This is a genomic window from Mesorhizobium sp. B264B1B, from assembly GCF_020165765.1.
In the GTDB taxonomy this organism is placed as follows: Bacteria; Pseudomonadota; Alphaproteobacteria; order Rhizobiales; family Rhizobiaceae; genus Mesorhizobium.
In genome coordinates this window covers 15,733-39,577 of sequence record NZ_JAIUIS010000022.1, presented here as the reverse complement: position 1 = coordinate 39,577, position 23,845 = coordinate 15,733, and the positions used below count along the sequence as shown (strand labels likewise).

General features: G+C 64.5%; 19 protein-coding genes. 11 read left to right on the top strand and 8 right to left on the bottom strand.

Features of this window, described 5'->3' with window-relative positions:
* Position 1: 1 nt before the first annotated feature.
* The 5 genes from LB547_RS30195 to LB547_RS30175 form a co-directional block, all read right to left on the bottom strand.
* Positions 2-1,048: an NAD(P)-dependent alcohol dehydrogenase gene (locus tag LB547_RS30195; RefSeq protein ID WP_140559031.1), complete on the bottom strand. Its 1,047-nt coding sequence runs from the start codon at positions 1,046-1,048 to the stop codon at positions 2-4.
* Between the two features lie 15 nt (positions 1,049-1,063).
* Positions 1,064-1,876 (bottom strand): carbohydrate ABC transporter permease, encoded by an 813-nt coding sequence (locus tag LB547_RS30190; RefSeq protein ID WP_140491365.1) that lies wholly within the window; start codon positions 1,874-1,876, stop codon positions 1,064-1,066.
* An 11-nt stretch (positions 1,877-1,887) separates the two neighbouring features.
* Complete coding sequence (locus LB547_RS30185) at positions 1,888-2,754, bottom strand: carbohydrate ABC transporter permease (protein WP_140671577.1); 867 nt, start codon at positions 2,752-2,754, stop codon at positions 1,888-1,890.
* Between the two features lie 155 nt (positions 2,755-2,909).
* Positions 2,910-4,181 carry an ABC transporter substrate-binding protein gene (locus LB547_RS30180; protein WP_140524194.1) on the bottom strand — a complete coding sequence of 424 codons (1,272 nt, stop codon included), beginning with the start codon at positions 4,179-4,181 and terminating at the stop codon, positions 2,910-2,912.
* Positions 4,182-4,423: 242 nt separating this feature from the next.
* A complete protein-coding gene (locus LB547_RS30175) occupies positions 4,424-5,341 on the bottom strand; it encodes an AraC family transcriptional regulator (RefSeq protein WP_140559037.1) in 918 nt (305 codons plus the stop codon).
* A gap of 254 nt (positions 5,342-5,595) precedes the next feature.
* Here LB547_RS30175 and LB547_RS30170 point away from each other — a divergent pair, with 254 nt between their 5' ends.
* Positions 5,596-6,999 carry an MATE family efflux transporter gene (locus LB547_RS30170; protein WP_140491373.1) on the top strand — a complete coding sequence of 468 codons (1,404 nt, stop codon included), beginning with the start codon at positions 5,596-5,598 and terminating at the stop codon, positions 6,997-6,999.
* Between the two features lie 48 nt (positions 7,000-7,047).
* Here the strand turns inward: LB547_RS30170 and speB are convergent, their stop codons facing one another.
* On the bottom strand, positions 7,048-8,103 hold the full coding sequence (gene speB / locus LB547_RS30165) for an agmatinase (protein ID WP_140491375.1): 1,056 nt from the start codon (positions 8,101-8,103) through the stop codon (positions 7,048-7,050).
* Positions 8,104-8,297: 194 nt separating this feature from the next.
* On the opposite strand from speB, the gene pncB reads away from it, so the two are divergent.
* The 7 genes from pncB to LB547_RS30130 all read left to right on the top strand — a co-directional run bounded on the left by pncB (position 8,298) and on the right by LB547_RS30130 (position 16,169).
* Positions 8,298-9,602, top strand: coding sequence for a nicotinate phosphoribosyltransferase (pncB, locus tag LB547_RS30160; protein ID WP_140514349.1), 1,305 nt, complete (start codon positions 8,298-8,300; stop codon positions 9,600-9,602).
* A gap of 200 nt (positions 9,603-9,802) precedes the next feature.
* On the top strand, positions 9,803-11,242 hold the full coding sequence (locus LB547_RS30155; RefSeq protein WP_140763991.1) for a hypothetical protein: 1,440 nt from the start codon (positions 9,803-9,805) through the stop codon (positions 11,240-11,242).
* 156 nt (positions 11,243-11,398) lie between these two features.
* The gene (locus LB547_RS30150; RefSeq protein WP_140514345.1) at positions 11,399-12,703 is read left to right on the top strand and encodes an ABC transporter substrate-binding protein; all 1,305 of its coding nucleotides are present in this window, start codon (positions 11,399-11,401) and stop codon (positions 12,701-12,703) included.
* A 184-nt stretch (positions 12,704-12,887) separates the two neighbouring features.
* The gene (locus LB547_RS30145; RefSeq protein WP_140554619.1) at positions 12,888-13,769 is read left to right on the top strand and encodes a branched-chain amino acid ABC transporter permease; all 882 of its coding nucleotides are present in this window, start codon (positions 12,888-12,890) and stop codon (positions 13,767-13,769) included.
* Positions 13,766-14,728, top strand: coding sequence for a branched-chain amino acid ABC transporter permease (locus LB547_RS30140; protein WP_140582854.1), 963 nt, complete (start codon positions 13,766-13,768; stop codon positions 14,726-14,728). The genes LB547_RS30145 and LB547_RS30140 overlap by 4 nt, the downstream gene beginning before the upstream one ends.
* Positions 14,725-15,450, top strand: a complete 726-nt coding sequence (locus LB547_RS30135) for an ABC transporter ATP-binding protein (RefSeq protein ID WP_140582852.1) — start codon at positions 14,725-14,727, stop codon at positions 15,448-15,450. Before LB547_RS30140 ends, LB547_RS30135 begins: the two co-directional genes overlap by 4 nt.
* Positions 15,447-16,169, top strand: coding sequence for an ABC transporter ATP-binding protein (locus LB547_RS30130; RefSeq protein ID WP_140582849.1), 723 nt, complete (start codon positions 15,447-15,449; stop codon positions 16,167-16,169). Before LB547_RS30135 ends, LB547_RS30130 begins: the two co-directional genes overlap by 4 nt.
* A gap of 49 nt (positions 16,170-16,218) precedes the next feature.
* Here the strand turns inward: LB547_RS30130 and LB547_RS30125 are convergent, their stop codons facing one another.
* Together LB547_RS30125 and pncA are read right to left on the bottom strand one after the other, a co-directional pair.
* Entirely contained in the window at positions 16,219-17,601 is a 1,383-nt protein-coding gene (locus tag LB547_RS30125; RefSeq protein WP_140583056.1) for a sodium:proton antiporter, read from the bottom strand.
* Between the two features lie 73 nt (positions 17,602-17,674).
* A complete protein-coding gene (gene pncA / locus LB547_RS30120; RefSeq protein WP_140491392.1) occupies positions 17,675-18,289 on the bottom strand; it encodes a bifunctional nicotinamidase/pyrazinamidase in 615 nt (204 codons plus the stop codon).
* A gap of 332 nt (positions 18,290-18,621) precedes the next feature.
* Here pncA and LB547_RS30115 point away from each other — a divergent pair, with 332 nt between their 5' ends.
* From LB547_RS30115 to LB547_RS30105, 3 genes are read left to right on the top strand one after another with little or no spacing between them, the layout of a single operon-like run.
* Positions 18,622-19,485 (top strand): FAD binding domain-containing protein, encoded by an 864-nt coding sequence (locus LB547_RS30115; RefSeq protein ID WP_140763988.1) that lies wholly within the window; start codon positions 18,622-18,624, stop codon positions 19,483-19,485.
* The gene (locus LB547_RS30110) at positions 19,482-22,307 is read left to right on the top strand and encodes a molybdopterin-dependent oxidoreductase (protein ID WP_140763985.1); all 2,826 of its coding nucleotides are present in this window, start codon (positions 19,482-19,484) and stop codon (positions 22,305-22,307) included. The genes LB547_RS30115 and LB547_RS30110 overlap by 4 nt, the downstream gene beginning before the upstream one ends.
* Complete coding sequence (locus LB547_RS30105; protein ID WP_140763982.1) at positions 22,304-23,845, top strand: 6-hydroxynicotinate reductase; 1,542 nt, start codon at positions 22,304-22,306, stop codon at positions 23,843-23,845. Before LB547_RS30110 ends, LB547_RS30105 begins: the two co-directional genes overlap by 4 nt.

Genomic DNA, 23,845 nt, shown 5'->3' with positions numbered 1-23,845 from the left:
GTCAGCCCTTTTCGCCGCTGAGCAGGATCTGCAGCTTGACGTCCTGCGGATGCGCTGCCGCCGCCCGCTCGAAAGCCTCGATGCTGTCGGAGAAGGGATAGGTGCCGGTGATCAGCGGCTTGAGATCGACCTTGCCGGAAGCGATGAGCTGCAAAGCGCGGTCGAAAATGTTGGCATAGCGGAACACGGTTTCGATGCGCACTTCCTTCGATATGGCCGCCGGCACGTTGAGCGACACCGGCTCCACCGGCAGCCCGACGAGCACCACCGCGCCGCCGGGGCGCACGACGTCGAACAAATCAGCGAAGGCCTTGGGGCTGCCGCTGGCCTCGAAGACGATGTCCGCACCCCAGCCATCGGTGGCCGCGCGCACCGCATCGACCAGCGGCTGCTCGCCGATGTTGACCGGAACGACGCCGGGATAGCGCCCGGCAATTTCGAGCTTGGGCGCGGAGAAGTCGGAAATCAGCACTTTCGAGCAGCCGCCGGCCAGGGCGGCCAGCGCGATCATGATGCCGATCGGGCCACAGCCGACCACAGCCGCCACGTCACCCGGAACGATGCGCGCGCGCGCCGCCGCCTGCATGCCGATGGCGAAAGGTTCGACCATCGCGCCTTCGGCGAAGGAGACGTTGTCGGGCAGCCTGTAGGTGAACGCCGCCGGATGCACGGCTTGCGGCGCCAGAATGCCGTGCACCGGCGGCGTCGCCCAGAAGGTGACGTCCGGGTCGACATTGTAGATGCCGAGTTTTGTCGCCCGCGACGACAGGTTCGGTACGCCCGGTTCCATGCAGACGCGATCGCCGACCTTCAGCGTCCGGACATTGGCGCCGATCTCGACGATCGTTCCGGACGCTTCGTGGCCGAGCACCATCGGCGCGCGCACGACATAGCTGCCGATGGCGCCATGGGTGTAGTAGTGCACGTCGCTGCCGCAGACGCCGACCGTATGGATGGCGATCCTGACGTCGTCCGGGCCTACGTCGAGCGGCAACGCGATCTCGCGCAGGGCCAGCTCGCCCTTTTTCTCAAGCACCAGTGCCCGCATCGTGTCGTCCTCGCTTCAAGTCTTTTTTTGCCGGAAAACGGAATTCAGGAATCCGCTGAGCACGCCGAGAAACAAAAGCGGCGGCAGCGACAGAAGCACGACCGAGGCGTTCAGGATTCCCCATGGCACGTTCATGCCTTGCTGGGAGAGTTCCGAGGCGACGATCGGCAAGGTCTTGGCGTTGGAGCTCGACAGCATCAGCGCTATCAGGAACTCGTTCCAGACCAGCACGAAACTGAAAGCCACCGCGCCGATCAGCGAGCGCGCCGCGACCGGCAGCGCGATCCTCCAGAACACCGAATAGGCGCCGTAGCCATCGACGAAGGCGGCTTCCTCGACCTCCTTCGGCACGGCCTGGAAGGCGGGAATGGCGAGCCACATGATCACCGAGATGGTGAGCAGGCAATAGGTGACGATCAGCGCGGCGAGCGTGTCGTAAAGCCCGAGCTGCAGCCAGATCACCATCAGCGGAATGGCGACCGCCACCGGCGGTAGGAAGCGAAGCGACAAAACGAAGAACTGGATGTCGCCGGCCCAACGGTTCGGGTAGCGCGCCACCGCGTAAGCCGCCGGTAGGCCGAGCACCACGCCGATCAGCACCGCGCAACCGCAGGCGACGACCGAATTGTAGAGGCCGGTCATGACGCTGTCGCGGCCGACGATATAGCTGATGTTGGCCAGCGTCGGCGTGAACACCAGGCGCGGGACGCGGGTGATGATGTCGACATTGTTCTTCAGCGAATTGAGCGCCGTCCACAGCAACGGAAACACGGCCATGAAGCCGGCAAACGCCAGCACGGTCTTGCCGATCAGGCGGCCGGGTCTCATGCGATATGGTCTCATGCCTGCACCCGCTTCCACAGCATGGTGAAGGTGATGACCGTGGCGATCATCATCAGCACCGCCATCGCCGAGGCGTAGGAGACCTTGCCGGACTCGATGAAGCCTTGCGAGAAGGCGTACATGTCGAGCGTTTCGGTCGCCACGCCCGGACCGCCGCGGGTCATCACATAGATCAGGTCGAAGGAGCGCAGCGACTCGATCATCTTGACGAACATCAGGCTGATCAGCGGCGCCTTGAGCATCGGCAAGGTCACATAGGCGTGGATCTGCCAGCGTTTGGCATGGTCGAGCCGGGCCGCCTCGATCGGCTGCGGCGGCAGCGTTTCCAGGAGCTTCAGCACGATGACGGCGAAGAACAGGCCCCATTGCCAGACGTCGACCGAAGCGACGGCGAACAGCGCCGTCGACGGCTTGGACAGCGGATCGAAGATCAGCCCACCGGTCAGCAGCCGGTAGGGGTAAGTGGCGATGCCGTAGAGCGGATGGTAGGCGAACTTCCAGACGAAGGCCGCCGAGACGCGCGGCAGCAGGACCGGGATGATGAACAGCAGGCAATAGACGTTGCGAAGGCGCGGCGAGGCGACCTCGAACATCAGGACGCCCAGTCCGATGGCGACCGTCATCGTCGCGATAACCGTGACGAATTCCCATTTCACCGACACCCAGACGGCGTTGAGAAAGCGGCGGTCGGCGAACAGGTCGGCGAAGTTCGAGAACCAGACATAGGAATAGGCTGTCGAGCTGAGTTCACGGTTCTGCAGGGCGATGACGACCGCGTAGAGCGTCGGCACCATCGACAGCACCAGAAGGATGGCGAGTGTCGGCACGACGAAGGTGACCGGCAGGGATGAGCGTCGCGGCATCTGTCTAACCTCTGCTGCGTCTCGAATGATTGAGCATGACTGACCTTTCGCGCGAAGGCTGGCTCAAACCGCAATGATGAAACCAAGACCTGCGGCGCACAGGTTCCGGCGCTCCACCGAATGCCGTGGACCGCGCGCCGCAGGGGGAGGATGGCTTATTTCTTCACCAGCTCGTTGGCATAGGCCTCGAGTTCGTTGAGGCCGCCCTTGATGTCGGTGCGGGTACCGGTGACCAATTCCTCGAGGATGATACCCCAGCGGTCGCCGAGATCGGGCCAACGCGGGTCCTGCCAGAAATTGACCGCCGTGACCTTGCCGGTTTCGGCCAGTGCCTGGCCGAGATCGGCGCCGTAAATATCGGCGAATTCCTTGCTGGCCAGAATGCTGGTGCGGTTCAGCTCGCCGAACTGGTGGGCGTCGAGCCGGCGCTTCTCGTTTTCCTTCGATGTTGCCCAGGCGATGAACAGGCCGGCGCATTTCTTCGAGGCGTCGTCGGCATTGGCCTTCGCTGCGATGGCGAGGCCATGGCCGTAACCGCCGCCGGGCAGTGGCGACGGGGGCGGCAGGAAACCTATGTTGCCGACGACCTGCGAGGTCTTCGGGTCGACCGCCATGCCCGACAGCGGCGTCGATTCGACCAGGATCGCGACCTGGCCCGACAGGAAGGCGCCGGTCGATTCATCCCAGCTGCCGGTCTGCGTGCCGGGCGCCGAATCCTTGAACAGTTTCAGGTAGGTCTCGGTCGCCTTGACCGCGGCGTCGGAATTGAAGACCGGCTTGTCGCCGTCGAACCACTGGCCGCCATAGGCCTTGAAGAACGGCATCCAGCGCCAGACATTGGCGCCCGAACCGCGCGCGCCGCGCAGCGCGATGCCATACATGCCCTTGTCCGGATTGGTCAGCTTCGGCACGTCGGCGATCAGCTCGTCGAGCGTCTTCGGCGGCTGGATGCCGGCTGCCTCCAGCACGTCCTTGCGATAGACCATCAGGTCGCCGCCGCCGGTCAGCGGCGCGAACCAGACCTTGCCATCATAGGTGGCGACCTTCTGGCGGCCCGGATCGAAATCGGCATAGTCGTAGTCGGCCGGATAATAATCGCTCAGCGGCACGATCCATTTCGAGGACGCGAACAGCGCGACATTGGCTTCGTCGACATAGTAGACGTTGTAGTTGCCGACCGTGGACGCATCGGCGCGTGATTTTGCGCGGCGGTCGTTCTCGTTGAGGTAATCGATCTGGAAGCCGGCGCCGGCAAGCTTCTCGAACTCGGCCTTGGAGTCCTCCAGAAGCGTCAGGCCGTCACGTGGTTGCGCCAGCACCTTGACCGGCGCCGAGCAGACCGGCGCCTGCGCCAAAGCGATGGTGGAAACGGTAGCGGAAAGCATGAAAGCTGCACCAAGGCTGGCAGCGAGCCGAATTGGTTTCATTATTTTCTCCTCCAGGAACACGTCGCAGGAAGCGGACGTCCTCGGCTTGCGCGATCCTCACCATCGCCCGAGCGACTTGCCACCCATCGCCAAAATGCGGAGTTGCAGCGGCTCACGCTAGAAGCCCCGTTGCAGAAGACCTGTACTTTTATGCATTGTGCGGCGCAAAAACCGGCATCCCGTTGCGGCCAATCTCACATGAGTATCGAACGGACTCGGGGGCGGTGGTTTTTAGGGCGTGCTTACGCGCGCATCGCCAGCCGCTGCCGCGACAGCTTGCGATAGGATGACGGCGTCATCTTGTGCTTGCGCATGAAGGCGCGGTTGAAATTGGAGATGTTCATGTAGCCGACCTGGAAACAGATGTCGGTGATCGGAATATCGGTATCGGCCAGCAGCTTGCAGGCCTGCCAGAGCCTCAGCTTGGCAAGGTGGTCACTGAAGGAATTGCCGGTGTTCTTCTGGAAGAAGCGCGAGAATGTGCTCTCGGTCATTCCCGCGAGCGCCGCCACATCAGGCAGCTTCAGATCCTCGGCGAAATGCTGGAACAGATAGGTCAGCGTGCGCTGGATGATGTCGAGCGAGGCGGCATCCAGAACCGGGGAGAAATCCGGCGAGGACAACAGCTCGTATTCGTCGGTCCTGGCGAGGAGATCGACGAGATTCAGGAACAGGCAGAACCTGGTTAGCCCGCTGACCTCCCCCATCCGTTCCATCAGCTCGGCGCCTTCCAATGCCGTGCGGCCATGAAAAACCATGCCGCGCAGCGACCGCTCCAGAAACGGCTCCAGTTCGCGCAGTTCGGGCAACAGGCCAGCCGAGCCGCGCAGCCTCTCGGCATCGAACTGGAGGACGATGTCGCGGCCTTCGATCAGTTCGCCCGGCTGCACCGCCGTCACCCAATCATGCGGCAGCCCGCCGCCGACGATGGTCAGATAACCCGGCCCGAACTCGCCGATGTGGTCGCCGACCAGCACGACGCCGGAAGATTTTCGCAACAGGTGGATTTCGTACTCAGGATGGAAATTCCAGACATTGCGCTCCCAGGGATAGTCGTCCAGCCGCCACAGGAAACTGTCGCTCGCCTCGGTGACGATATGTTCGAAGGCCGGCGCCGTGCGCGGGATCGCGGCCGGATTTTTCCTGCGCCTGAACTGCATCCTTCCCTCCCGGCAATTCGCCGGCTGCTCATGTCTCTTGATGATCCGTAGCAGCCCCTGGCCGGCAAGGGAACGAGACGCAGGCATCTCCCTGACATGCCGCTGGCTCAATCTCTTCCAGTGCCTCCTCCCTTGCCTTCATGTCGCATTTCGTTCAAGAGACGGCGCAAACGCCGCGAAACTGAAGGTTTTGCCGTTTGACACGCGGCTTCCGGCTTTTTGCCGACGCGCCGCGACCTTGAAAGAGCGGAACAATGTCTGCGATCGAAGCCGGCGCTCGCGCGCCGGAAAATCTTTGGCGTCAGGAAATCAGGGCGACGCTGGCGCTCGCCTGGCCGATGGTGCTGACCAATCTCGGCCAGACCGCCATGACGGCCACCGACGTCATGATGATGGGCAGGCTGGGGGCGGACACGCTGGCCAGCGGCGCGCTTGGCGCCAATCTCTATTTCATGCCGCTGATCTTCGGCCTCGGCCTGATGCTGGCGACCTCGCCGATGATGGCGACCGAGCTCGGCCGCCGCCGCCATTCGGTGCGCGACCTGCGCCGCACCGTGCGCCAGGGCCTGTGGCTGGCGATCCTCATCTGCATCCCGATCTGGATCTTCCTCTGGCACGGCGAGAACGTGCTGCTCGCCATGGGCCAGGAGCCCGCTCTGGCGCATAGCGCCGGCATCTACCTGCGCTGGCTGGAATGGGCGGTGCTGCCCTTCTACGGCTATATTGTGCTGCGTTCCTTCATCTCGGCGCTGGAGCGGCCGGGCTGGGCATTGATAATCGTCTTTGTCGCCGTCGCCTGCAACGCGCTCTTCAACTGGGTGTTCATGTTCGGCAATCTCGGTGTTCCGGCCATGGGCATATCAGGCTCGGGCCTTGCCACCTCGCTGTCCTCAACGCTGATGTTCGTCGGCATGGCCGCCGTGGTGATGTGGGAGAAGAAATTCAGGCGCTATCATCTGTTCGGCCGCTTCTGGCGGTCCGACTGGCCGCGCTTCAAGGGCCTGCTGCGGCTCGGCCTGCCGATCGCGGGCATCCTCGCTTTCGAGGTGACGATCTTCAACGCCGCGGCGCTGCTGATGGGCCTGATCGACGCGGATTCGCTTGCCGCGCACGCCATCGCCATCCAGATCGCCTCGATCTCCTTCATGGTGCCGCTCGGTCTCAACCAGGCGGTGACGGTGCGCGTCGGGCTTGCGCATGGCGCCGGCAATCCGGAAGGCGTCTCGCGCGCCGGCTGGACCGCCTTCGTCATCGGCGTCTCGTTCATGGCCCTGATGGGCCTGGTAATGATCCTGTGGCCGCATCTCCTGATCAGCGCCTTCATCGATCTGACCAATCCGGCCAATGCCAGGGTGATCACGCTTGCCGTATCGTTCCTGGTCTTCGCGGCCCTGTTCCAGGTCTTCGACGGCGCGCAAGCGGTTGCCGCCGGCATGCTGCGCGGCCTGCACGACACCAAGGTGCCGATGATCTATGCCGCCATCGGCTACTGGGGCGTCGGCCTGCCGCTGGGCGTGCTGCTCGCCTTCCCGTTCGGCTTCCATGGCGTCGGCATCTGGATCGGGCTGTCCAGCGGACTGGCGGTGGTGGCGGCGCTGCTTCTGGCGCGCTGGCTACGGCGGGATCGCCTCGCGCCGCCGCTGGTGTTCGAACACTGATGCAGAGGGCCGCCGGGTTGTCCGGTGGCCTTTCCGTCATTGTCGGCGTCAGCTGTTTTTGAGCGCCGGGCTGAACACCATCAGGCTCAGTATTTCGAACAGCACCTGGGCGCCGGCATGCGCGGTGTTGGTGGTCGCATCATATTGCGGCGCCACCTCGACCACGTCGCCGCCGACGATGTTGAGGCCTTTGAGGCCACGCAGCAGTTCGAGCACTTCCCGAGTCGTCAGGCCGCCGACTTCCGGCGTGCCGGTGCCCGGCGCGAAGGCCGGATCGACGCTGTCGATGTCGAAGGAGACATAGGTCGGTCCGTCGCCGACTATTCTGCGCGCCTTCTCGATGATGGCGGGGATACCGAGGCCGGTCACCTCCTCGGCATGGATCACGGTCATGCCGGATTCGTAGGTGAACTCCCACAGATATTCGGCCGAGCCACGGATGCCGATCTGGATGGTGCGCGTCGGGTCGAGCACGCCATCGAGCACCGCGTTGCGGAACGGGCCACCATGGTGAAACTTGGTCATGTCGAACAAGCCGCTTGTATCGCAATGGGCGTCGATGTGGATGAGGCCGACCGGGGCCTTCTTGCCGACGGCCTTCAGGATCGGATGGCTGATCGAATGGTCGCCGCCGACCGACAATGGAATGACGCCGGCATCGACGATCTGGTTGGTGCGGCGCTCGATGTCCTCATGGCAGGTCTCGAGTCGGTAGCGGCTCTGGAACGGCACGTCGCCGATGTCGGCGACCCTGAGCTCATGCGTCGGTGCGCATTCCAGCACGTGATTGTAGGGGCCGATGCGCTCGATGGCGCGCAGCGCCCGCGGCCCGAAGCGGGAGCCCGGCCGGTTGGTGACGCCGAGATCCATCGGCACGCCTGTTATCGCCACCTGCAAATCGCCGAAATCCGGGTTGTCGGCCGATATTTCGCGATAGGGTGCGGCGAGGAAGGTGGGGATACCGGAATAGGGCGCCAGCCGCGTGCCTGACTTGGAGAATATCTTGTCGGCGACCTTGCGGAACTTCGGGTCGAACATCTCGCCGCCATGGCTCTCGCCATATTTGCGGCGCAACGCGTCGAGCTTGCCGCTGTCATAACCCATGTCGGTTTTCTCCTGTCTGTTTCTCCGGAGTGTCCGGTAGCGCTTTGGAAAAATCAATTGCGTTCGGACGGGTTGGCTGCCGCAGGTCTTTCTTTTTGTCGGGCCAGCCTGAAACCGGGCAGCGCTTTTGCCAATTCGATGCTATGAGGCCTGTCGCGATCATGGGCGGCAGGCAGCGAAGGCGGTAACGAGACATGGCCAGGACCGATATTGCGCGGCGCGTCTACAACCATACCTGGAAGCTCGACCCGATCGTGCGCAGCCTGCTGGACACGGATTTCTACAAGCTTCTGATGCTGCAGATGATCTGGGGCATGTACCCCAAGGTCGACGCCACCTTTTCGCTGATCAACCGCACCACTTCGGTGCGGCTGGCCGAGGAGATCGACGAGGGCGAGTTGCGCGAACAGCTTGACCACGCCCGCACCTTGCGCTTCTCCAAGAAGGAGATGATCTGGCTGGGGGGCAACAATTTCTATGGCCGCAAGCAGATATTCGAGCCGGAATTCCTGGCCTGGCTGGAGAATTTCCGGTTGCCCGAGTACGAGCTTTCCAGGCGCGGCGGGCAGTATGAACTCTCCTTCAGCGGCCCGTGGATGTACACCACGCTGTGGGAGATTCCCGCACTCGCCATCATCAACGAATTGCGCTCGCGCGCCGCCTTGCGGTCGTTCGGGCCTTTCACGCTCGACGTGCTCTACGCCCGCGCCAAGGCCAAGATGTGGGCCAAGACCGAACGGCTGAAGGCGCTGCCCGGCATCCGTATTTCCGACTTCGGCACGCGCCGGCGCCATTCCTTCCTGTGGCAGCGCTGGTGCGTGGAAGCGCTGAAGGAAGGCATCGGCGAGGCTTTCACCGGCACCTCCAACGTGCTTCTGGCCATGGACAACGACCTCGAGGCGCTGGGCACCAACGCGCATGAACTGCCGATGGTGCTTGGGGCGCTGGCCAATTCGGAAAAGGAATTGAAACAGGCGCCCTACAAGGTGCTGCAGGATTGGCAGCGCTACTATGGCGGCAATTTGCTGATCGTGCTGCCCGACGCCTTCGGTACGGCTTCCTTCCTGCGCGACGCGCCGGACTGGGTGGCCGACTGGACGGGCTTTCGCCCCGACAGCGCGCCGCCGATCGAGGGCGGCGAGAAGATCCTGTCCTGGTGGCGCGAGAAGGGCAAGGACCCCAGGCAGAAGCTGCTGATCTTCTCCGACGGGCTCGAGGTCGAGACCATCGAGGAGACCTACCGCCACTTCAAGGGCAAGGTGCGCATGTCCTTCGGCTGGGGCACGAACCTGACCAATGATTTCGAGGGCTGTGCGCCTACGGCAACCGACAGCCTCGACGCCATATCGCTGGTCTGCAAGGTGACCGAGGCCAACGGCCGGCCAGCGGTCAAGCTCTCCGACAATCCGGCCAAGGCGACGGGCGACCTCAAGGAGATCGAGCGGTATCTGCGCATCTTCGGTGAAAAGGACCGGGTGGAGCAGTTGATCAAGGTGTGAGGGCACGACCGGTGCTTCCGGCATCGCCATACGAGACGGCAAAGTCGGATAGGCTGAGTTCCTTGGCGCCCTCCTCTGTCCTGCCGGACATCTCCCCCTCAAGGGGGGAGATCATGCTGTCATCTTCGTCTTCGCGAACCTCCGGCGTTGCAAGGGAAGCGCCGACAGAGAAACCGCCAATCTCCCCCCTTGAGGGGGAGATGTCCGGCAGGACAGAGGGGGGCGCCGTAGAGTGCCGTCGTCGGTCATTAGCATCTTTGCCTATCGCTCTATTGCTCCTCTCACCCACCCCAGCCTTCGCCCACGCCTCGGACCGCGGCCACGTCCTGCTTCTCCCGACCAGCTATTACCTTGTCGGCGGCGCTTTTGCCGTGGCCGCCAGCTTCCTCGTGCTGGCGCTGCTGCCGGCGGATCGGCTCGAACGTTTCTGGCGGCGGCGCCTGCCACTGTTCACACTGGGTGATGATGCCCGCACCGCTGCCAGCCTGATATCCTTTGCCGGCTTGGCATTCCTCATCTCCGCCGGCTTTCTCGGCAGCCGCGATCCGCTCTCCAACCCGCTGCCCTTGGTGATCTGGACACTGCTGTGGGCCGGCTTCACGCTGCTGCAAGGTTTCCTTGGCGATCTCTGGTCCTGGCTCAATCCCTGGTACGGGCCGGTGCGTCTCCTGTTGCGTCTGACCGGCAGAGGCGGTGAAGCGGCCAGGCGCCTTCCGCCATGGCTCGGCTGCTGGCTGGCTGTCGTCCTGTTCTTCGCTTTTGCCTGGTTCGAACTCATCGATCCAGCGCCCGACGATCCGACGCGGCTGGCCTGGGCCGCCGGCCTCTACTGGTTGTTCACCTTGCTGGCGATGCTGTCGTTCGGTTATGGGGCGTGGGCCCGTAGCGGCGAATTCCTCACCGTCTTTTTCTCGATGGTGGCACGCTTCGCGCCGCTCGTGCGCGACGAGCGCGGCCGGCTTGCGCTATGCTGGCCGGGCGCCAAGCTGCTGACCGCCGCGCCTTTGCCGGCAAGCGGCGTGGCCTTCCTGCTGCTCGCCCTGTCCTCGGTTTCCTATGACGGCCTGTCGAAGACCTTCTTCTGGCTGGGCCTGTTCGGCATCAATCCGCTTGAATTCCCCGGCCGCACGGCGGTGATCGGCAGCGGCAGTTTTGGCCTCGTCCTGACATTCATGCTGCTTGCGGCGGTCTTCCTGCTTGCCGTGGTCGTCGGCCAGAAGCTCGCCGGCGACGGCCACAGGCTTGGCGAGGCGACGGGGCTGCTGGTCTGGTCGATCGTGCCGATCGCGCTCGCCTACCACATCGCGCATTACCTGACGGCGCTGCTGGTCGACGGCCAGTATGCGCTTGCGGCACTGTCCGATCCGTTTGCGCTCGGCTGGAACCTTTTCGGCACCGCCGACATGCAGATCGAAGCCGGCATCATCGCCGGCGCGGGCTCGGCATGGTGGCTGTGGAACATCCAGGCCGGTGCCATCATTCTCGGTCATCTGCTTGCCGTGCTCGTCGCCCACGGCTTCGCCGCACGCCTGCATCCGGTTCCCGCCCGCGCCGCGCTCAGCCAGTTTCCGCTCACCTTGCTGATGATCGCCTACACCGTCTTCGGCCTCTGGCTGCTCGCCACGCCGACCGTTGGCTAGACGCGGTGGAAATAAACCGGGATCCCCCTGGGGAAACGGCATTGCCGTGTCCGGACTTTGGTGATTTAGTTTGTACACATGCAATTTCGGCCGTCCGCAGGACGCGGTCTGCTACGTTCCAGCCATTGGTCAAAACTCAAAAACAGGGGAACTGCCGTGACTGACAAGAATGGGTTTTTCGATCTCTCCAAGGCCGGTCTCACCCGCCGCACCGCGCTGAAGGGTCTGGCCGCCGGCGCCGGCCTGGCGGTCGCGCCCGGTTTCGTCCGCTACTCCCAGGCGCAAAGCTCCGCCCCGATCAAGATTGGCTTCCAGTCGCACCGAACCGGCATCGGCGCCGCCTATGGCCGCTGGTACGAGAAGACCACGGCCGCGGCGGTCAAGGCGATCAACGCGGCCGGCGGCATCAATGGCCGGCCGGTCGAGGTCATCATCGAGGATGACGGCACCGATCCCGGCCGCGGTGCCGAGGTGGTCGGCAAGTTCGCCACCCAGCACAAGACCGACATCGTGTTCGGCACCTTGTTTTCGCATGTCGTCATCGGCTCGGCACCCGCCGCCGGCGAAGCCAAGATGCCCTATTTCGTCGTCAGCGAAGGCCACCATGTCGCCTCGACCAAGCTCAACCGCTATGTCTTCCAGCCCGGCATCACCGACGTAAAGAGCCAGATCCAGTCGATGGCGCCGTGGATCGCGGCCAATGCCGGCAAGAAGGTGACGCAGATCTTCCCCGATTTTGCTTTCGGCTACGACCACCGCGACTACCTCCCGCCGGCGTTGAAGGCGCAAGGCGCAGAGGTCATCGCGCAAATCGCCATTCCACCGACGGAGAGCTCCTTCACCAAATACTTCCCGCAGATCCCTGCCGAGACCGAGGTGATCTACCACGTCATGGTCGGCCCGGCGGTGCTCACCTTCGTCAAGGAGCTTGGCGAGTTCTACGGCTCCAACCGGCCGCAGCTGTTCGGCTTCATCGATTCGCTCGAAGCCGTCGACATCAACAGCCCCGGGCTCGAATTCCTGGACGGCAGTCATTTCTGGGAAGGCTCGCCGCGTTATGCCCAGGCGGACGATTCCGAGGCGCAGAAGACCTATCGCGCCGCCGTCGGCATCGACGACAATGGCGCGGCCGTCGGCGACCCCAAGGATGTCTCCACCGCCGCGCACATGTTCGGCTGCTGGGAGACGCTCTACGTCGTCAAGAAAGCGATGGAAGACGCCGGCTACAAGGGCCCGGAAGACCGCGCCAAGCTGGTCGAGGCGACCGAGGCGCTGACCGAATTCGCCGAAGGTCCGGAGCATCCGCAGGGGCCAAAAACCTTCAACGGCAAGATCCACCAGTGCTTCGGCATCCAGAACATCTCCAAGGTCGACGGCGGCAAGCTCAAGGTGGTGCACAAGACCAAGATCGAGGACGGGCTTTACGAGGCCGAGGGGGATTATACGACGCAGGCGTTGTAGGCTTAGCCATCTAACAAGCGTGAGCGCCAAGCCGCCCCCCTCTGTCCTGCCGGACCCGGCCCTTCGCTGTCGCTCCGGGCGTTCGTCGTTCGGAAAGCCAAGCAATTGGCTTTCCGTCCGCTGCGCGGACCACTTCTCACCCCCCTCAAGGGGCGCGATTGCGCTATCGGTGAGTGCCTAACCCATGCATTTCGGACCCCACCTCCTCCTTGCCGCCCTCGAAGGGCTCGTCACATCCGCCGTGCTGGCGCTGACCGCGCTCGGCCTGTCGCTGGTGTTCGGCGTGATGCGCGTGGTCAACGTCGCGCATGGCGAGTTCTTCATGCTGGGAGCCGTGCTCGCCTGGGCGATCACGACTGCGATCGGAGGCCATCCGGCGCTCGGGTTCCTGGCGGCACTTATCATCGCACCGCTGGTCGTCGGCGCCCTTGCACTGGTGGCCGAGCGGCTGGTGCTGCGCCGGCTGAACTACAATCCGGAAGCCACCATCGTCGCCACCATCGGCATGCTCTACATCATCCAGCAGCTGGCGCTGACCTTCTATGGTCCGGAAGCGCGCCCGGTAGAGCCGCCCTTCAGCTATCGCATCCTTCTGCCGTGGTTCGGCTATTCGGGCTACAAGCTGTCGATCATCGCGGCATCCGTCCTTCTGCTCGTGGTGACATGGCTGGTGCTGACGCGCACCAGGGTCGGCCTCGTCATGCGTGCCACGCAGTATGACAGCGAGACGGCGCAGGCCTTCGGCATCCCTGTCGATCGAGTCTATGGCGGCGTCTTCGCGCTCGGCGCCATGCTCGCGGCCATCGCCGCGGTGCTGATCGTGCCGATCAGCCAGGCGCATTACCTGATGGGGCAGGACCCGCTGCTGCTGTCCTTCATCGTCGTCATCATCGGCGGCCTCGGCTCGTTGCGCGGAACCGTCATCGCCGCCGTGCTGATCGGCCTGTCCGACGGCATCATCTCGATGTTCTTCTCGCCGACGCTGGCCAAGATCATCGCCACGCTGCTGGTCGCCATGGTGCTGGTGTTCCGGCCGCAGGGCCTGTTCGGGACGACGACGCGATGAGCGAGACCTCGCCGGCAAAAGCCTATGGCTTGCATCTCGGCGTCATCGCGCTGCTTTTTGTCCTGAGCTTCGTGCTGCCGGATTATCATCACGGCCTCGTCGCTCGTATCATGGTGCTGACGGTCTTCGCCATGGGCTACAACATGCTGTTCGGCTATGTCGGACTGCTCAGTCTCGGGCATGCCATGTTCTTTGCCGCCGGCCTCTACGGCGCCGGCCTTGCCGTCATCCAGCTTGGCTGGAGCGTGCCGGCGGCTTTGTTGAGCGGTATCGCCTGCGGCGCGGTGCTGGCACTGGTGATCGGGCTGCTGGCGCTGCGCACCACGGGTGTCGCCTTCATGATCGTCACCATGATGTTCGCGCAGGTCTTTTACCTCCTCATCCTCTATTTTGCCGCGTGGACCGGCGGCGACCAGGGCATGGTGGTGCCGCAGCCGGCACGCGTCCTGAATTTCGGCGCGACGTCGCTCGATCTCACCAATCCGACGGTGCGCTACATGAGCGCGCTGGCTCTGTTCTCGCTCGTGCTTCTGGTCACGCTGGCCGTCGTCCGCTCCCGATACGGCCGCGTGCTGGTCGCCATCCGCGAGAACGAGGAACGGACCAAAATGCTGGGGTACGACACCTTCTCCAACAAGCTCGCCGCCGTGGTCGTCTCCGGCGCCATCTGCGCGGCGTCGGGCGCTGCCTATGCGCTGCTGTTCGGCTATGTCGGCTCGAGCTTCGCCTCGGTACAGTACTCGATCCTGCCGCTGCTGTGGGTGCTGCTCGGCGGCGCCGCCACCACGCTCGGACCGCTGATCGGCACGCTGTTCATGTACTATGTCATCGACGTCACGAGCGGCTTCACCTCCGCCTACCTGTTGATCGTCGGCGTCGCGTTGATCCTGCTGGTGCTGTTCTTCCCGAAAGGCATTCTGGGCAGCATCCGGCAGCGCTGGCTCGGATGGCTGCCATGACGCCGCTTCTGACCACCAAAGGCCTGTCGCGCAATTTCGGCGGCCTGCGCGCCGTCGACAGCGTCGATTTCACCTTGGTGCCGGGCGAAATCTGCGCCGTCATCGGCCCCAACGGTGCCGGGAAGACCACTTTCGTCAGCCTGATCAGCGGCCGTATCCCGCCCTCGTCCGGATCGATCGTTTTCGACGGCTCCGACATCACCGGCCTGCCGGCCTATGTCAGGGTCCGCCAGGGCATCGCCTACACGTTCCAGATCACCAGCGTCTTCGCCAATCTCAGCGTCTACGACAATGTCGCGCTGCCGGTGCAGCTCACGCTGAGCGACGGCCTTTCGAAGGGCGCGATCAAGGCAGGCGTCATGTCGGCGCTCGAACGCACCGGCCTGGCCGACCGCGCCCATATGCAGGCCGGGCAGTTGTCCTATGGCCACCAGCGGCTGCTGGAGGTGGCGATGGGCCTGGCGCTGAAGCCGCGCCTGCTGATCCTCGACGAGCCGACGCAGGGGCTGGCCGACAGCGAGATCGACAATTTCATCGCACTCGTGCGCGACATCGCCGACCGCGCCACGGTGCTGCTGATCGAACACAACATGCCTGTCGTCATGCAACTGGCCGACCGCATCACCGTCTTCAACGCCGGCAAGATCCTGGCAGAGGGCACGCCGGAGGCGATCCGCGAAAATGCGGCGGTGCAGGAAGCCTATCTCGGGACCGCCCCATGACCGAGACGAGCAAGACGCAAGCGTTGCGGATCGCGGGACTGGACTGCTTCTATGGCGAGGTTCAGGTGCTCTATGGGCTCGACCTGGCGCTGAACAAGGGCGAGGTGCTGTGCCTGTTCGGCCGCAACGGCGCCGGCAAGACGACGACGCTGAAAGCCATCATGGGGCTGGTCCGGGCGAGTGCCGGTTCGATCAGCCTCGCAGGCCAGGAATTGACCGGTCTGGCCGCCCACGAGGTGCCTAAAGCCGGCATTGCCTATGTGCCGCAAGGCAGGCGGCTGTTCGCCGAAATGACGGTGGCGGAGAACATCGAGATCGGGCTGATGGCGCGCGGCAAGGGGAAGGCCGTGCGCGAAAACGTGCTCAACCTGTTCCCGGTGCTGCGCCAGCGGCTCAGGCAGCGCTCGGGCACCTTGTCGGGCGGCGAGCAGCAGATGCTGGCCATGGCACGCGCGCTCTGCCTGGAACCGCAGGTGCTACTGCTCGACGAGCCGACCGAAGGGCTGATGCCGTCGATGATCGCAAAAATCCGCGAGACGGTGGCCAAGCTGCGCGAACTGGGCGTTTCCACCATCCTGGTGGAGCAGCGGGTCGATGCCGTGCTGTCGGTCGCCGACCGCGTCGCCTTCATCGAGAATGGCCGCAACCGTGAGACGGTCGACGTAGAGGCGTTGCGCGCCGACCCGTCGGCGGTCAGGCGCTATGTCGGCGTAGGCTGAGGATTTGCCCTCCCCTTGTGGAAGGTAAGGGCCTGGCGTCCTCGCCGGCTCACCCGAAGAACAGGAAGCCCGCCATCAAGAACGTGGGGATCAGCACCGCGCCCGACCATGCCATGTAGCCGAAAAAACCCGGCATGTTCACGCCGCGGTGCCGGGCAATGGCGTAGACCATGAAGTTCGGCGCGTTGCCGATATAGGTGTTGGCGCCCATGAACACCGCACCCGCCGAGATCGCCGCCAAGGTCGAAGCGAGCTCCGTCATCAGATGCCGGGGAGCGCCGCCGGCCAGCTCGAAGAACACCAGGTAGGTCGGAGCGTTATCCAGGAAGGACGACAGCGCTCCGGTCAGCCAGAAATAGGCGAGATCGTTGGGCATGCCCTGCGCTGACGTGACGAGCGCGACCAGCGGCGCAAGCGCGCCTTCGTGGCCGGCCCTCAGGATGGCGACCACGGGCACGATGCAGACGAAGATGCCGGCGAACAGTTTCGCCACTTCCGCGATCGGCCCCCAGTTGAAACCGTTCGCCTGCCGATACTCCTTGCGCGAGACGGCCAGCGAAACGAAGGCAAGCGCCAGGATGACGACATCGCGCACAAGGTTCTGCAACTCGAGGTCCACCCCCTGAATGGAAAGACTGATGCCGGGCTTCCATGTGGCCGAAAGCAGGATCGCACCGATCACGCCGGCCAGCAGCGGCAGGTTGGGCAGGCCGCGGATGCGCACTTTCGTGTCCGGCGTCGGGTCCTTGATCTTTGGCGCGCCCATTTCGCGGCGATGCAGCGTGGTGTCGATCGCCAGGAAGACGGCGAGCACGACGACGCTGACGAACAGGGTCTCGCGCCAGAGGTTGGCGGTGGTCCAGAAGAAATCGACGCCGCGCAGGAAGCCGACGAACAGCGGCGGGTCGCCGAGCGGCGTCAGCGAACCGCCGATGTTGGACACCAGGAAGATGAAGAAGATGATGACATGGGCGTTGAACGCCCGGTTGTCATTGGCGCGGATGAGCGGCCGGATCAGGATCATCGAGGCGCCGGTGGTGCCGATGACGGAAGCGAGCAGGGCGCCGATGAGCAGCAGCCCGGCATTGACCAATGGCGTGCCGTGGATGTTGCCGGCCACGAGAATGCCGCCCGAAATGGTGAACAGCGCGAACAGGAGAATGATGAACGACATGTATTCGGTGAGCAGCGCATGCAGCACCGCTTCCGTTGCCACCGTCGTGCCGAAGGCCGATGCGAGCGGCACCACCACGAGAGCCGCCCAAAATGCAGCAATCTTGCCGTAATGATGCTCCCAGACATGGTTGAAAAGCAGCGGTCCCGTGGCGATCGAAAGCAACAGCCCGGCAAAGGGCAGTGCCCACCACAGCGACATCGTCCGGCCTGGCAGGCCGTGCTCTTCCGCGGCGAAGGCCGTTCCCGGTAACAGCATCGCGACAGCCACCACGGCACTTGCCGTCAAAGCCGTCGCCCCTATCGACCCCTTCTCTTCTCCCACGATGAGGTCAGTCCGCCGCGTGGTCTTCGAGCGTCACGCCTGCTTGGCGCATCCTTGCCAACATCGTCTCGACCGAACCGTTGAGGTCGATCCCGCGGCAGGCATCGAGCCTGACAGTGGTCCTGAACCCCTGCTTGACCGCGTCGAGCGCCGAGAAGGCGACGCAGAAATCGGTCGCCAGGCCGACCAGGGTCAGACTGTCGATGCCGCGCTCCCTGAGATAGCCGGCAAGGCCGGTCGGCGTCGTGTGGTCGTTCTCGAAGAAGGCCGAATAGCTGTCGATATCAGGCCGAAATCCCTTGCGGATGACGAGCTCGGCCTTGGTCCAGGCAAGACCCGAGTGAAAATCCGAGCCGAGGCTGCCCTGGATACAATGGTCAGGCCACAATGTCTGCTGGCCGTAGGGCATCTCGATGGTTTCAAAAGGCTGGGCGCCTGGATGGCTTGAGGCAAAGCTCGAATGGCCGGCTGGATGCCAGTCCTGCGTCAGCACGACATGATCGGTTCGCCGGATCAGGTCGTTGACCAGCGGCACGATCTCGTCGCCGCCGGTCACAGCCAACGCGCCGCCAGGGCAAAAGTCGTTCTGCAGGTCGATGACGACAAGCGCTTCTTCGGCCATGGGGTTCCTTCCTGTCGGTATCGGGCGCGGGCTCCCAAGGGGATCCCGGCGAAAGAAAGCCGCTGGCGCGACCGGAGGGAGAAACTTGACCAGATGGCGGGCCGCGTCAACCATTAGAGCGCCGGGCGCAACCCCGAACGCGCAAAGGGCGCCCCAGCACCTAGATTTTGCGGAGAACAAATGCGTGGCGGCGGCAGCCGTGCGGGTGCTGCGCAAACTCCGGCTTTGACAATTTCCGCCGACTTGATATCATTTGCATACGAATGAATTTAAGCCGGGCCCGGACGCCGGCAAGTTCCCTCGGAAAGGCCCTTTTTCTGGGAAGGCAAAGCGTGATCCGTTACGCGAAACCCACCACGGTCGACGAGGCGCTCGCCCTGCTTGGCGAAGCTTCGTGGCGCATCCTTGCCGGCGGCACCGACTTCTACCCGGCGCAAGGCAACAGGCCTTTCCGCGACAATGTGCTCGACATCAACGGGCTGGCCGCGCTGCGCGGCATTGCGGAAACGGAAACGCACTGGCAGATCGGGGCGCGCACCAGCTGGACCGATATCGTTCGCCATCCCTTGCCGCCGGCCTTCGATGCGCTGAAAGCGGCCGCGCGGGAGGTCGGGTCCGTTCAGATCCAGAATGTCGCCTCGATCGCCGGCAATCTCTGCAACGCTTCGCCGGCCGCGGATGGCGTGCCGGCGCTGCTGGTGCTCGACGCCGAGATAGAACTGCGCTCGGCGCAAGCGGTGCGCCACCTGCCGCTCCGGGAATTCATCCTCGGAAATCGCCGCACGGACCTGCGGCCCGGCGAGATGGTAACCGCCATCCGCGTGCCGAAAGCGGCCGGCGCGGGTATGTCGGCTTTCGTCAAGCTCGGCGCGCGGCGCTATCTCGTCATCTCGATCGCCATGGTGGGGGCACGCCTGGTCGTGCAGGACGGCAGCGTCGAGCAAGCGGCGGTCGCCGTCGGTTCCTGCTCGGCTGTTGCAAAGCGGCTCGGCGGGGTCGAGGCGGCCCTGCGCGGACTGGCGGCGGATCATGGGCTGGCCACAGCGGTCCTCGCCGCGCCGATGGAAGAGCTGTCGCCGATCGGCGACGTGCGCGGCAGCGCCGAATACCGGCAGGACGCGGCGCGCGAAATCGTTGTCCGCGCCGTGCTGGCGGCTGCGGGGCCGGTGAATGGTGACAGGACGGCGGCGGCATGAACAAAGCACAGCCTGACATCAGCCAAGGTCGACCCGGCGGAGCCCTTTCCGACAGTGACGCAGGTCAGCCCGGCCTCGCACGCGCGGAGATCACCTTCGCGGTCAATGGCGCCGCCGTCTCGGTCAACGTGCCGCCGCTGCGCCGGCTGTCCTCGGTGCTGCGCGATGAATTGCTGCTGACCGGGACCAAGGTCGGCTGCGACGCCGGCGACTGCGGCGCCTGCACGGTGCTGGTCGATGGCGATCCGGTCTGCGCCTGCCTGATGCCTGCGGCGTCGGCCGCCGGAGCGTCGGTAACGACGGTCGAAGGGCTCGCCAATGGCCGGCTGTCGGCACTACAGGCCTCCTTCCTGGCGCATGGTGCGGCGCAGTGCGGCATCTGCACGCCGGGCCTGCTGGTGGCGGCGACGGCCCTGCTGGAGAAGAAAGCCAGGCCGAGCGAGATCGAAGTGCAGGACGCGCTTGGTGGTGTCCTCTGCCGTTGCACCGGGTACCGGAAGATCGTCGCTGCTGTGATGGATGCGTCCGCCCAGGCTGCAAGCCTGGATTTCCGTCTGCCTCGGTCCGGTCACGCCATTGGTTCCTCCCCGATCCGGCTCGATGGCGTGCCGAAGGTGACCGGCGGTGAGAAATTCGGCGGCGATTCGTTCCCGGCCGATGCGCTGGCGGTGCTGGTAATCCGCTCGCCGCACTACCATGCCAGCTTCGCCTTCGGCGACCTCGATGGCTGGGCAAAAGCTCGTCCCGGCATCGCCGGTATCTTCACGGCGGCCGATATCCCGGGAAAGAACTGTTTCGGCGTCATCGGTCCGTTCGCCGACCAGCCGGCTCTCGCCGAAGGCTTGGCGCGGTTTCGCGGCGAGGCGGTGGCGCTTGTTGCCGGCGAGCGCGAGGCGATGCTCGATCTCGACCTGTCGGATTTCCCGATCCGCTGGACCGAATTGCCACATCTGTTGCAGCCTTGCGAGGCACAGGCCGAAGGAGCGGCGCTGATCCATGTGAACCGCCCGGCCAACCTTCTGACCAAGGGCTTCGTCGAACGCGGCGATCCCGAGACGGCGCTTGCCGATGCCGCTGTCACCGTGACCGGTGCGATCGAGACGTCCTATGTCGAGCATGCCTATATCGAGCCGGAAGCCGGCCATGCCTATATGGATGGCGACACGCTGGTCGTCGTCGCCTGCACGCAGGCGCCCTATATGGATCGCGACGACACGGCGAAGGTGCTGGGCCTGCCCGTCGACAAGGTGCGCATCGTGCCGACCGCGACCGGCGGCGGTTTTGGTTCCAAACTCGACGTGTCCCTGCAACCGCTGATCGGCCTTGTGGCGATGAGGACCGGGCGGCCGGCGGCGCTTGCCTATACGCGCAATGAATCGATGGTGTCGACCACCAAGCGCCACCCCGCGCAGATGCAAGCGACCATTGGCGCCGACGCCGAGGGCCATGTCACCGGCATGATTTTCTCAGGCGATTTCAACACCGGAGCGTACGCGAGCTGGGGACCGACCGTCGCCAACCGCGTGCCGGTGCATGCCTCGGGTCCTTATGCGACCCCGAACTACCGCGCCGAAGGCCGCGCTATCCACACGCATGGCCCGATTTCCGGCGCTTTCCGCGGCTTCGGCGTGCCGCAGGCGACCATCATGCAGGAGACCTTGTACGATGAGCTGGCCGGCAAGCTCGGTATCGATCGGCTCGACTTTCGGTTGAAAAACTGCCTTCGTAACGGATCCGAAACGGTCACGGGACAAAGGTTGGAGTCGGGCGTCGGCATTGCCGAATGCCTCGATGCCCTGCGGCCGCATTGGACGCGTGCAGCGGCTGAGGCGGATGCCTTCAACGGTGCCAACACGGATAAAAAGCGCGGCGTCGGCATCGCCTCCTGCTGGTACGGCTGCGGTAACACCTCGCTGCCCAATCCGTCGACCATCCGGGTCGGCATCGCGGCGTCAGGCGAGATCATCCTGCACCAGGGCGCCGTCGACATCGGCCAGGGCTCCAACACCGTCATCACGCAAATCTGCGCCGACGCGCTCGGCCTGCCCCTGGAAAGGTTCCGGCTGAAAAACGCCGACACCGCGATCACTCCCGATGCCGGCAAGACCTCGGCCTCGCGCCAGACCTTCGTCACCGGCAAGGCGGCCGAGAAGGCCGGCCGCGCCTTGCGCGAAAAAATCCTGCGCTTTGCCAATGTCTCGGAAAAAGCGTCGCTTCAGCTCGAAGGTCCGGCGATCGTCATCCGTGAGGGCGAGGCGGTCCGCCGTGTCGATCTTGGCACACTCGAAGCGGATATCCACGGCTTCGTCTTCCGCGCCGAGGAGACCTACGACCCGCCGACGCTGCCGCTCGACGCCAAGGGCCAGGGCAAGCCCTATGCGGTCTATGGTTACGGCGCGCAGATCGCCGAGCTCGAGGTCGACCTCAAGCTCGGCACGGTCAAGCTGGTCAAGATCACAGCCGCGCACGATGTCGGCAAGGCGATCAACCCGCTGCTGGTCGAGGGTCAGATCGAGGGCGGCATCGCGCAAGGCATCGGCATGGCGCTGATGGAAGAGTATATTCCCGGCCGCACCGAGAATTTGCACGATTATCTCATTCCGACCATCGGCGACGTGCCGCCGATCGAGACGATATTGATCGAGGTGCCAGACCCGGAGGGGCCGTTCGGCGCCAAGGGCCTGGGCGAACATGTGCTGATCCCGACGGCGCCGGCGATCCTCAACGCCATCCGCCATGCGACCGGCATTACGATCACAAAAGTTCCGGCAACGCCGACGCGCATCCGCGCCGCCATCCGCGAGAAGGAGGCATGCCGATGAGCGAGCTTGCCGAACGCTTCGAAACCCATGATCCCGGCGAGAAGCTGGTGGCGGAGAAGATCCGCTGCGATGCCTGCCCTGTGATGTGCTACATATCAGATGGCCGCACCGGCGCTTGCGACCGCTACGGCAATGCCGGCGGCCGGATCGTGCGCATGGACCCGCTGACCATTCTCGATCATACCGCCGAGATCGGCGGCGCTGTCGTGCCCTTCGTCGCCGAGGGCGAGGCCTGGGACGGCGAACTGGTCAACACCGGCCGCCGCTTCGTCACGGCGATCGGGGCAGGAACCACCTATCCCGACTACAAGCCGGCGCCCTTCATCGTCAGCCAGCAGGTCGAGGGCGTCGATCTCGTCACCGTCGTCACGGAGGGCATCTTCTCCTATTGCGGCGTCAAGGTGAAGATCGACACCGACCGTCATATCGGACCCGAAACGGCTGTCGTGCGGTCGCAAGGCGAGGCGATCGGTCATGTCACGACGGGCGAATATGGCTCGCAGATGCTGTCGCTGGGCGGCGTGCATCATCTGACCGGCGGCTCCAAGGCCGAAGGCCGCGCCACCTGCGATGCGCTGCTCGATCTGTGCAACCGCAAGTCGGTGGAACTGACCATCGATGGCGGCGCCACCGTAACAGTCGAAGCCGGCAAACCGCCCGTCATCGACGGCAAGCAGGAGCACCGCATGCGGGTCGGCTGCGGGTCGGCGACCATCGGCATGTTCGCCACCCAATGGCGCGGGCTGGTCGACGAGGTGGTGGTGGTCGACGACCACATAACCGGCGTCGTCTCGGAGCATCAGGCCGGCAAGGTGCTGGGCTGGCAGGACACGGGGATAAAGATCATCGGCCGCCGCTCGACGCCTGGGCGCTATTTCAAGGTCTCCGAGCCCGGCCTCGGCTGGGGCGGCACCAGCATATCCGACCCGCTGTCGATCCTGGGCGAATGGAACGCCAAGAAGGGCGCGCGGCCCGGCCTGTCGCTGCTGATGGTTTCGACCACCGGCGAGCAGTTCGCCTATTACGAACTCGACGACCAGTTGAAGCCAGTCGAAAAGCCATTCCCCGAACGATTGCAGAAATCCGTGGGGCTGATCGAGGACAATTGCGAACCGGCGCTGTGCACCGTGCTGTTCATCGGCGGCGCCGGCGGTTCGCTGCGCGCCGGCGTCACCGAGAATCCCGTCAACCTGACGCGTTCCGTGCAGGGCCTGACCACCTATGTGACGGTCGGCGGCGCGCCGGTCTATGTCTGGCCGGGCGGCGGCATCACGCTGATGGTGGATGTGACGCGTGTGCCGGAAGGCGCCTTCGGTTATGTGCCGACGCCGGCGCTGGTGGCGCCGATCGAATTCACGCTGCGCCGCGACGATTATATCAGGCTCGGCGGCTACGAAGCCGAGATCCGCAGCGTAGAGGATGTCGTCGCCAAGGGCGGCGAGTACCTGAACGCGCGCCGGGGCGACGGTGCGCCGGCCGGCAACCCGTGGCCACCGCTGGCGCAGTTGCGGCGCGCGCCCGCGAACGGGGCCGGATGA

Excerpts from the sequence above, each read along its gene's own strand:
- LB547_RS30195 (WP_140559031.1), bottom strand. The coding sequence starts at position 1,048 with ATGCGGGCACTGGTGCTTGAGAAAAAGGGCGAGCTGGCCCTGCGCGAG.
- LB547_RS30190 (WP_140491365.1), bottom strand. The coding sequence starts at position 1,876 with ATGAGACCCGGCCGCCTGATCGGCAAGACCGTGCTGGCGTTTGCCGGC.
- LB547_RS30185 (WP_140671577.1), bottom strand. The coding sequence starts at position 2,754 with ATGCCGCGACGCTCATCCCTGCCGGTCACCTTCGTCGTGCCGACACTC.
- LB547_RS30180 (WP_140524194.1), bottom strand. The coding sequence starts at position 4,181 with ATGAAACCAATTCGGCTCGCTGCCAGCCTTGGTGCAGCTTTCATGCTT.
- LB547_RS30175 (WP_140559037.1), bottom strand. The coding sequence starts at position 5,341 with ATGCAGTTCAGGCGCAGGAAAAATCCGGCCGCGATCCCGCGCACGGCG.
- LB547_RS30170 (WP_140491373.1), top strand. The coding sequence starts at position 5,596 with ATGTCTGCGATCGAAGCCGGCGCTCGCGCGCCGGAAAATCTTTGGCGT.
- speB (WP_140491375.1), bottom strand. The coding sequence starts at position 8,103 with ATGGGTTATGACAGCGGCAAGCTCGACGCGTTGCGCCGCAAATATGGC.
- pncB (WP_140514349.1), top strand. The coding sequence starts at position 8,298 with ATGGCCAGGACCGATATTGCGCGGCGCGTCTACAACCATACCTGGAAG.
- LB547_RS30155 (WP_140763991.1), top strand. The coding sequence starts at position 9,803 with ATGTCCGGCAGGACAGAGGGGGGCGCCGTAGAGTGCCGTCGTCGGTCA.
- LB547_RS30145 (WP_140554619.1), top strand. The coding sequence starts at position 12,888 with ATGCATTTCGGACCCCACCTCCTCCTTGCCGCCCTCGAAGGGCTCGTC.
- LB547_RS30140 (WP_140582854.1), top strand. The coding sequence starts at position 13,766 with ATGAGCGAGACCTCGCCGGCAAAAGCCTATGGCTTGCATCTCGGCGTC.
- LB547_RS30135 (WP_140582852.1), top strand. The coding sequence starts at position 14,725 with ATGACGCCGCTTCTGACCACCAAAGGCCTGTCGCGCAATTTCGGCGGC.
- LB547_RS30130 (WP_140582849.1), top strand. The coding sequence starts at position 15,447 with ATGACCGAGACGAGCAAGACGCAAGCGTTGCGGATCGCGGGACTGGAC.
- LB547_RS30125 (WP_140583056.1), bottom strand. The coding sequence starts at position 17,601 with ATGCTGTTACCGGGAACGGCCTTCGCCGCGGAAGAGCACGGCCTGCCA.
- pncA (WP_140491392.1), bottom strand. The coding sequence starts at position 18,289 with ATGGCCGAAGAAGCGCTTGTCGTCATCGACCTGCAGAACGACTTTTGC.
- LB547_RS30110 (WP_140763985.1), top strand. The coding sequence starts at position 19,482 with ATGAACAAAGCACAGCCTGACATCAGCCAAGGTCGACCCGGCGGAGCC.
- LB547_RS30105 (WP_140763982.1), top strand. The coding sequence starts at position 22,304 with ATGAGCGAGCTTGCCGAACGCTTCGAAACCCATGATCCCGGCGAGAAG.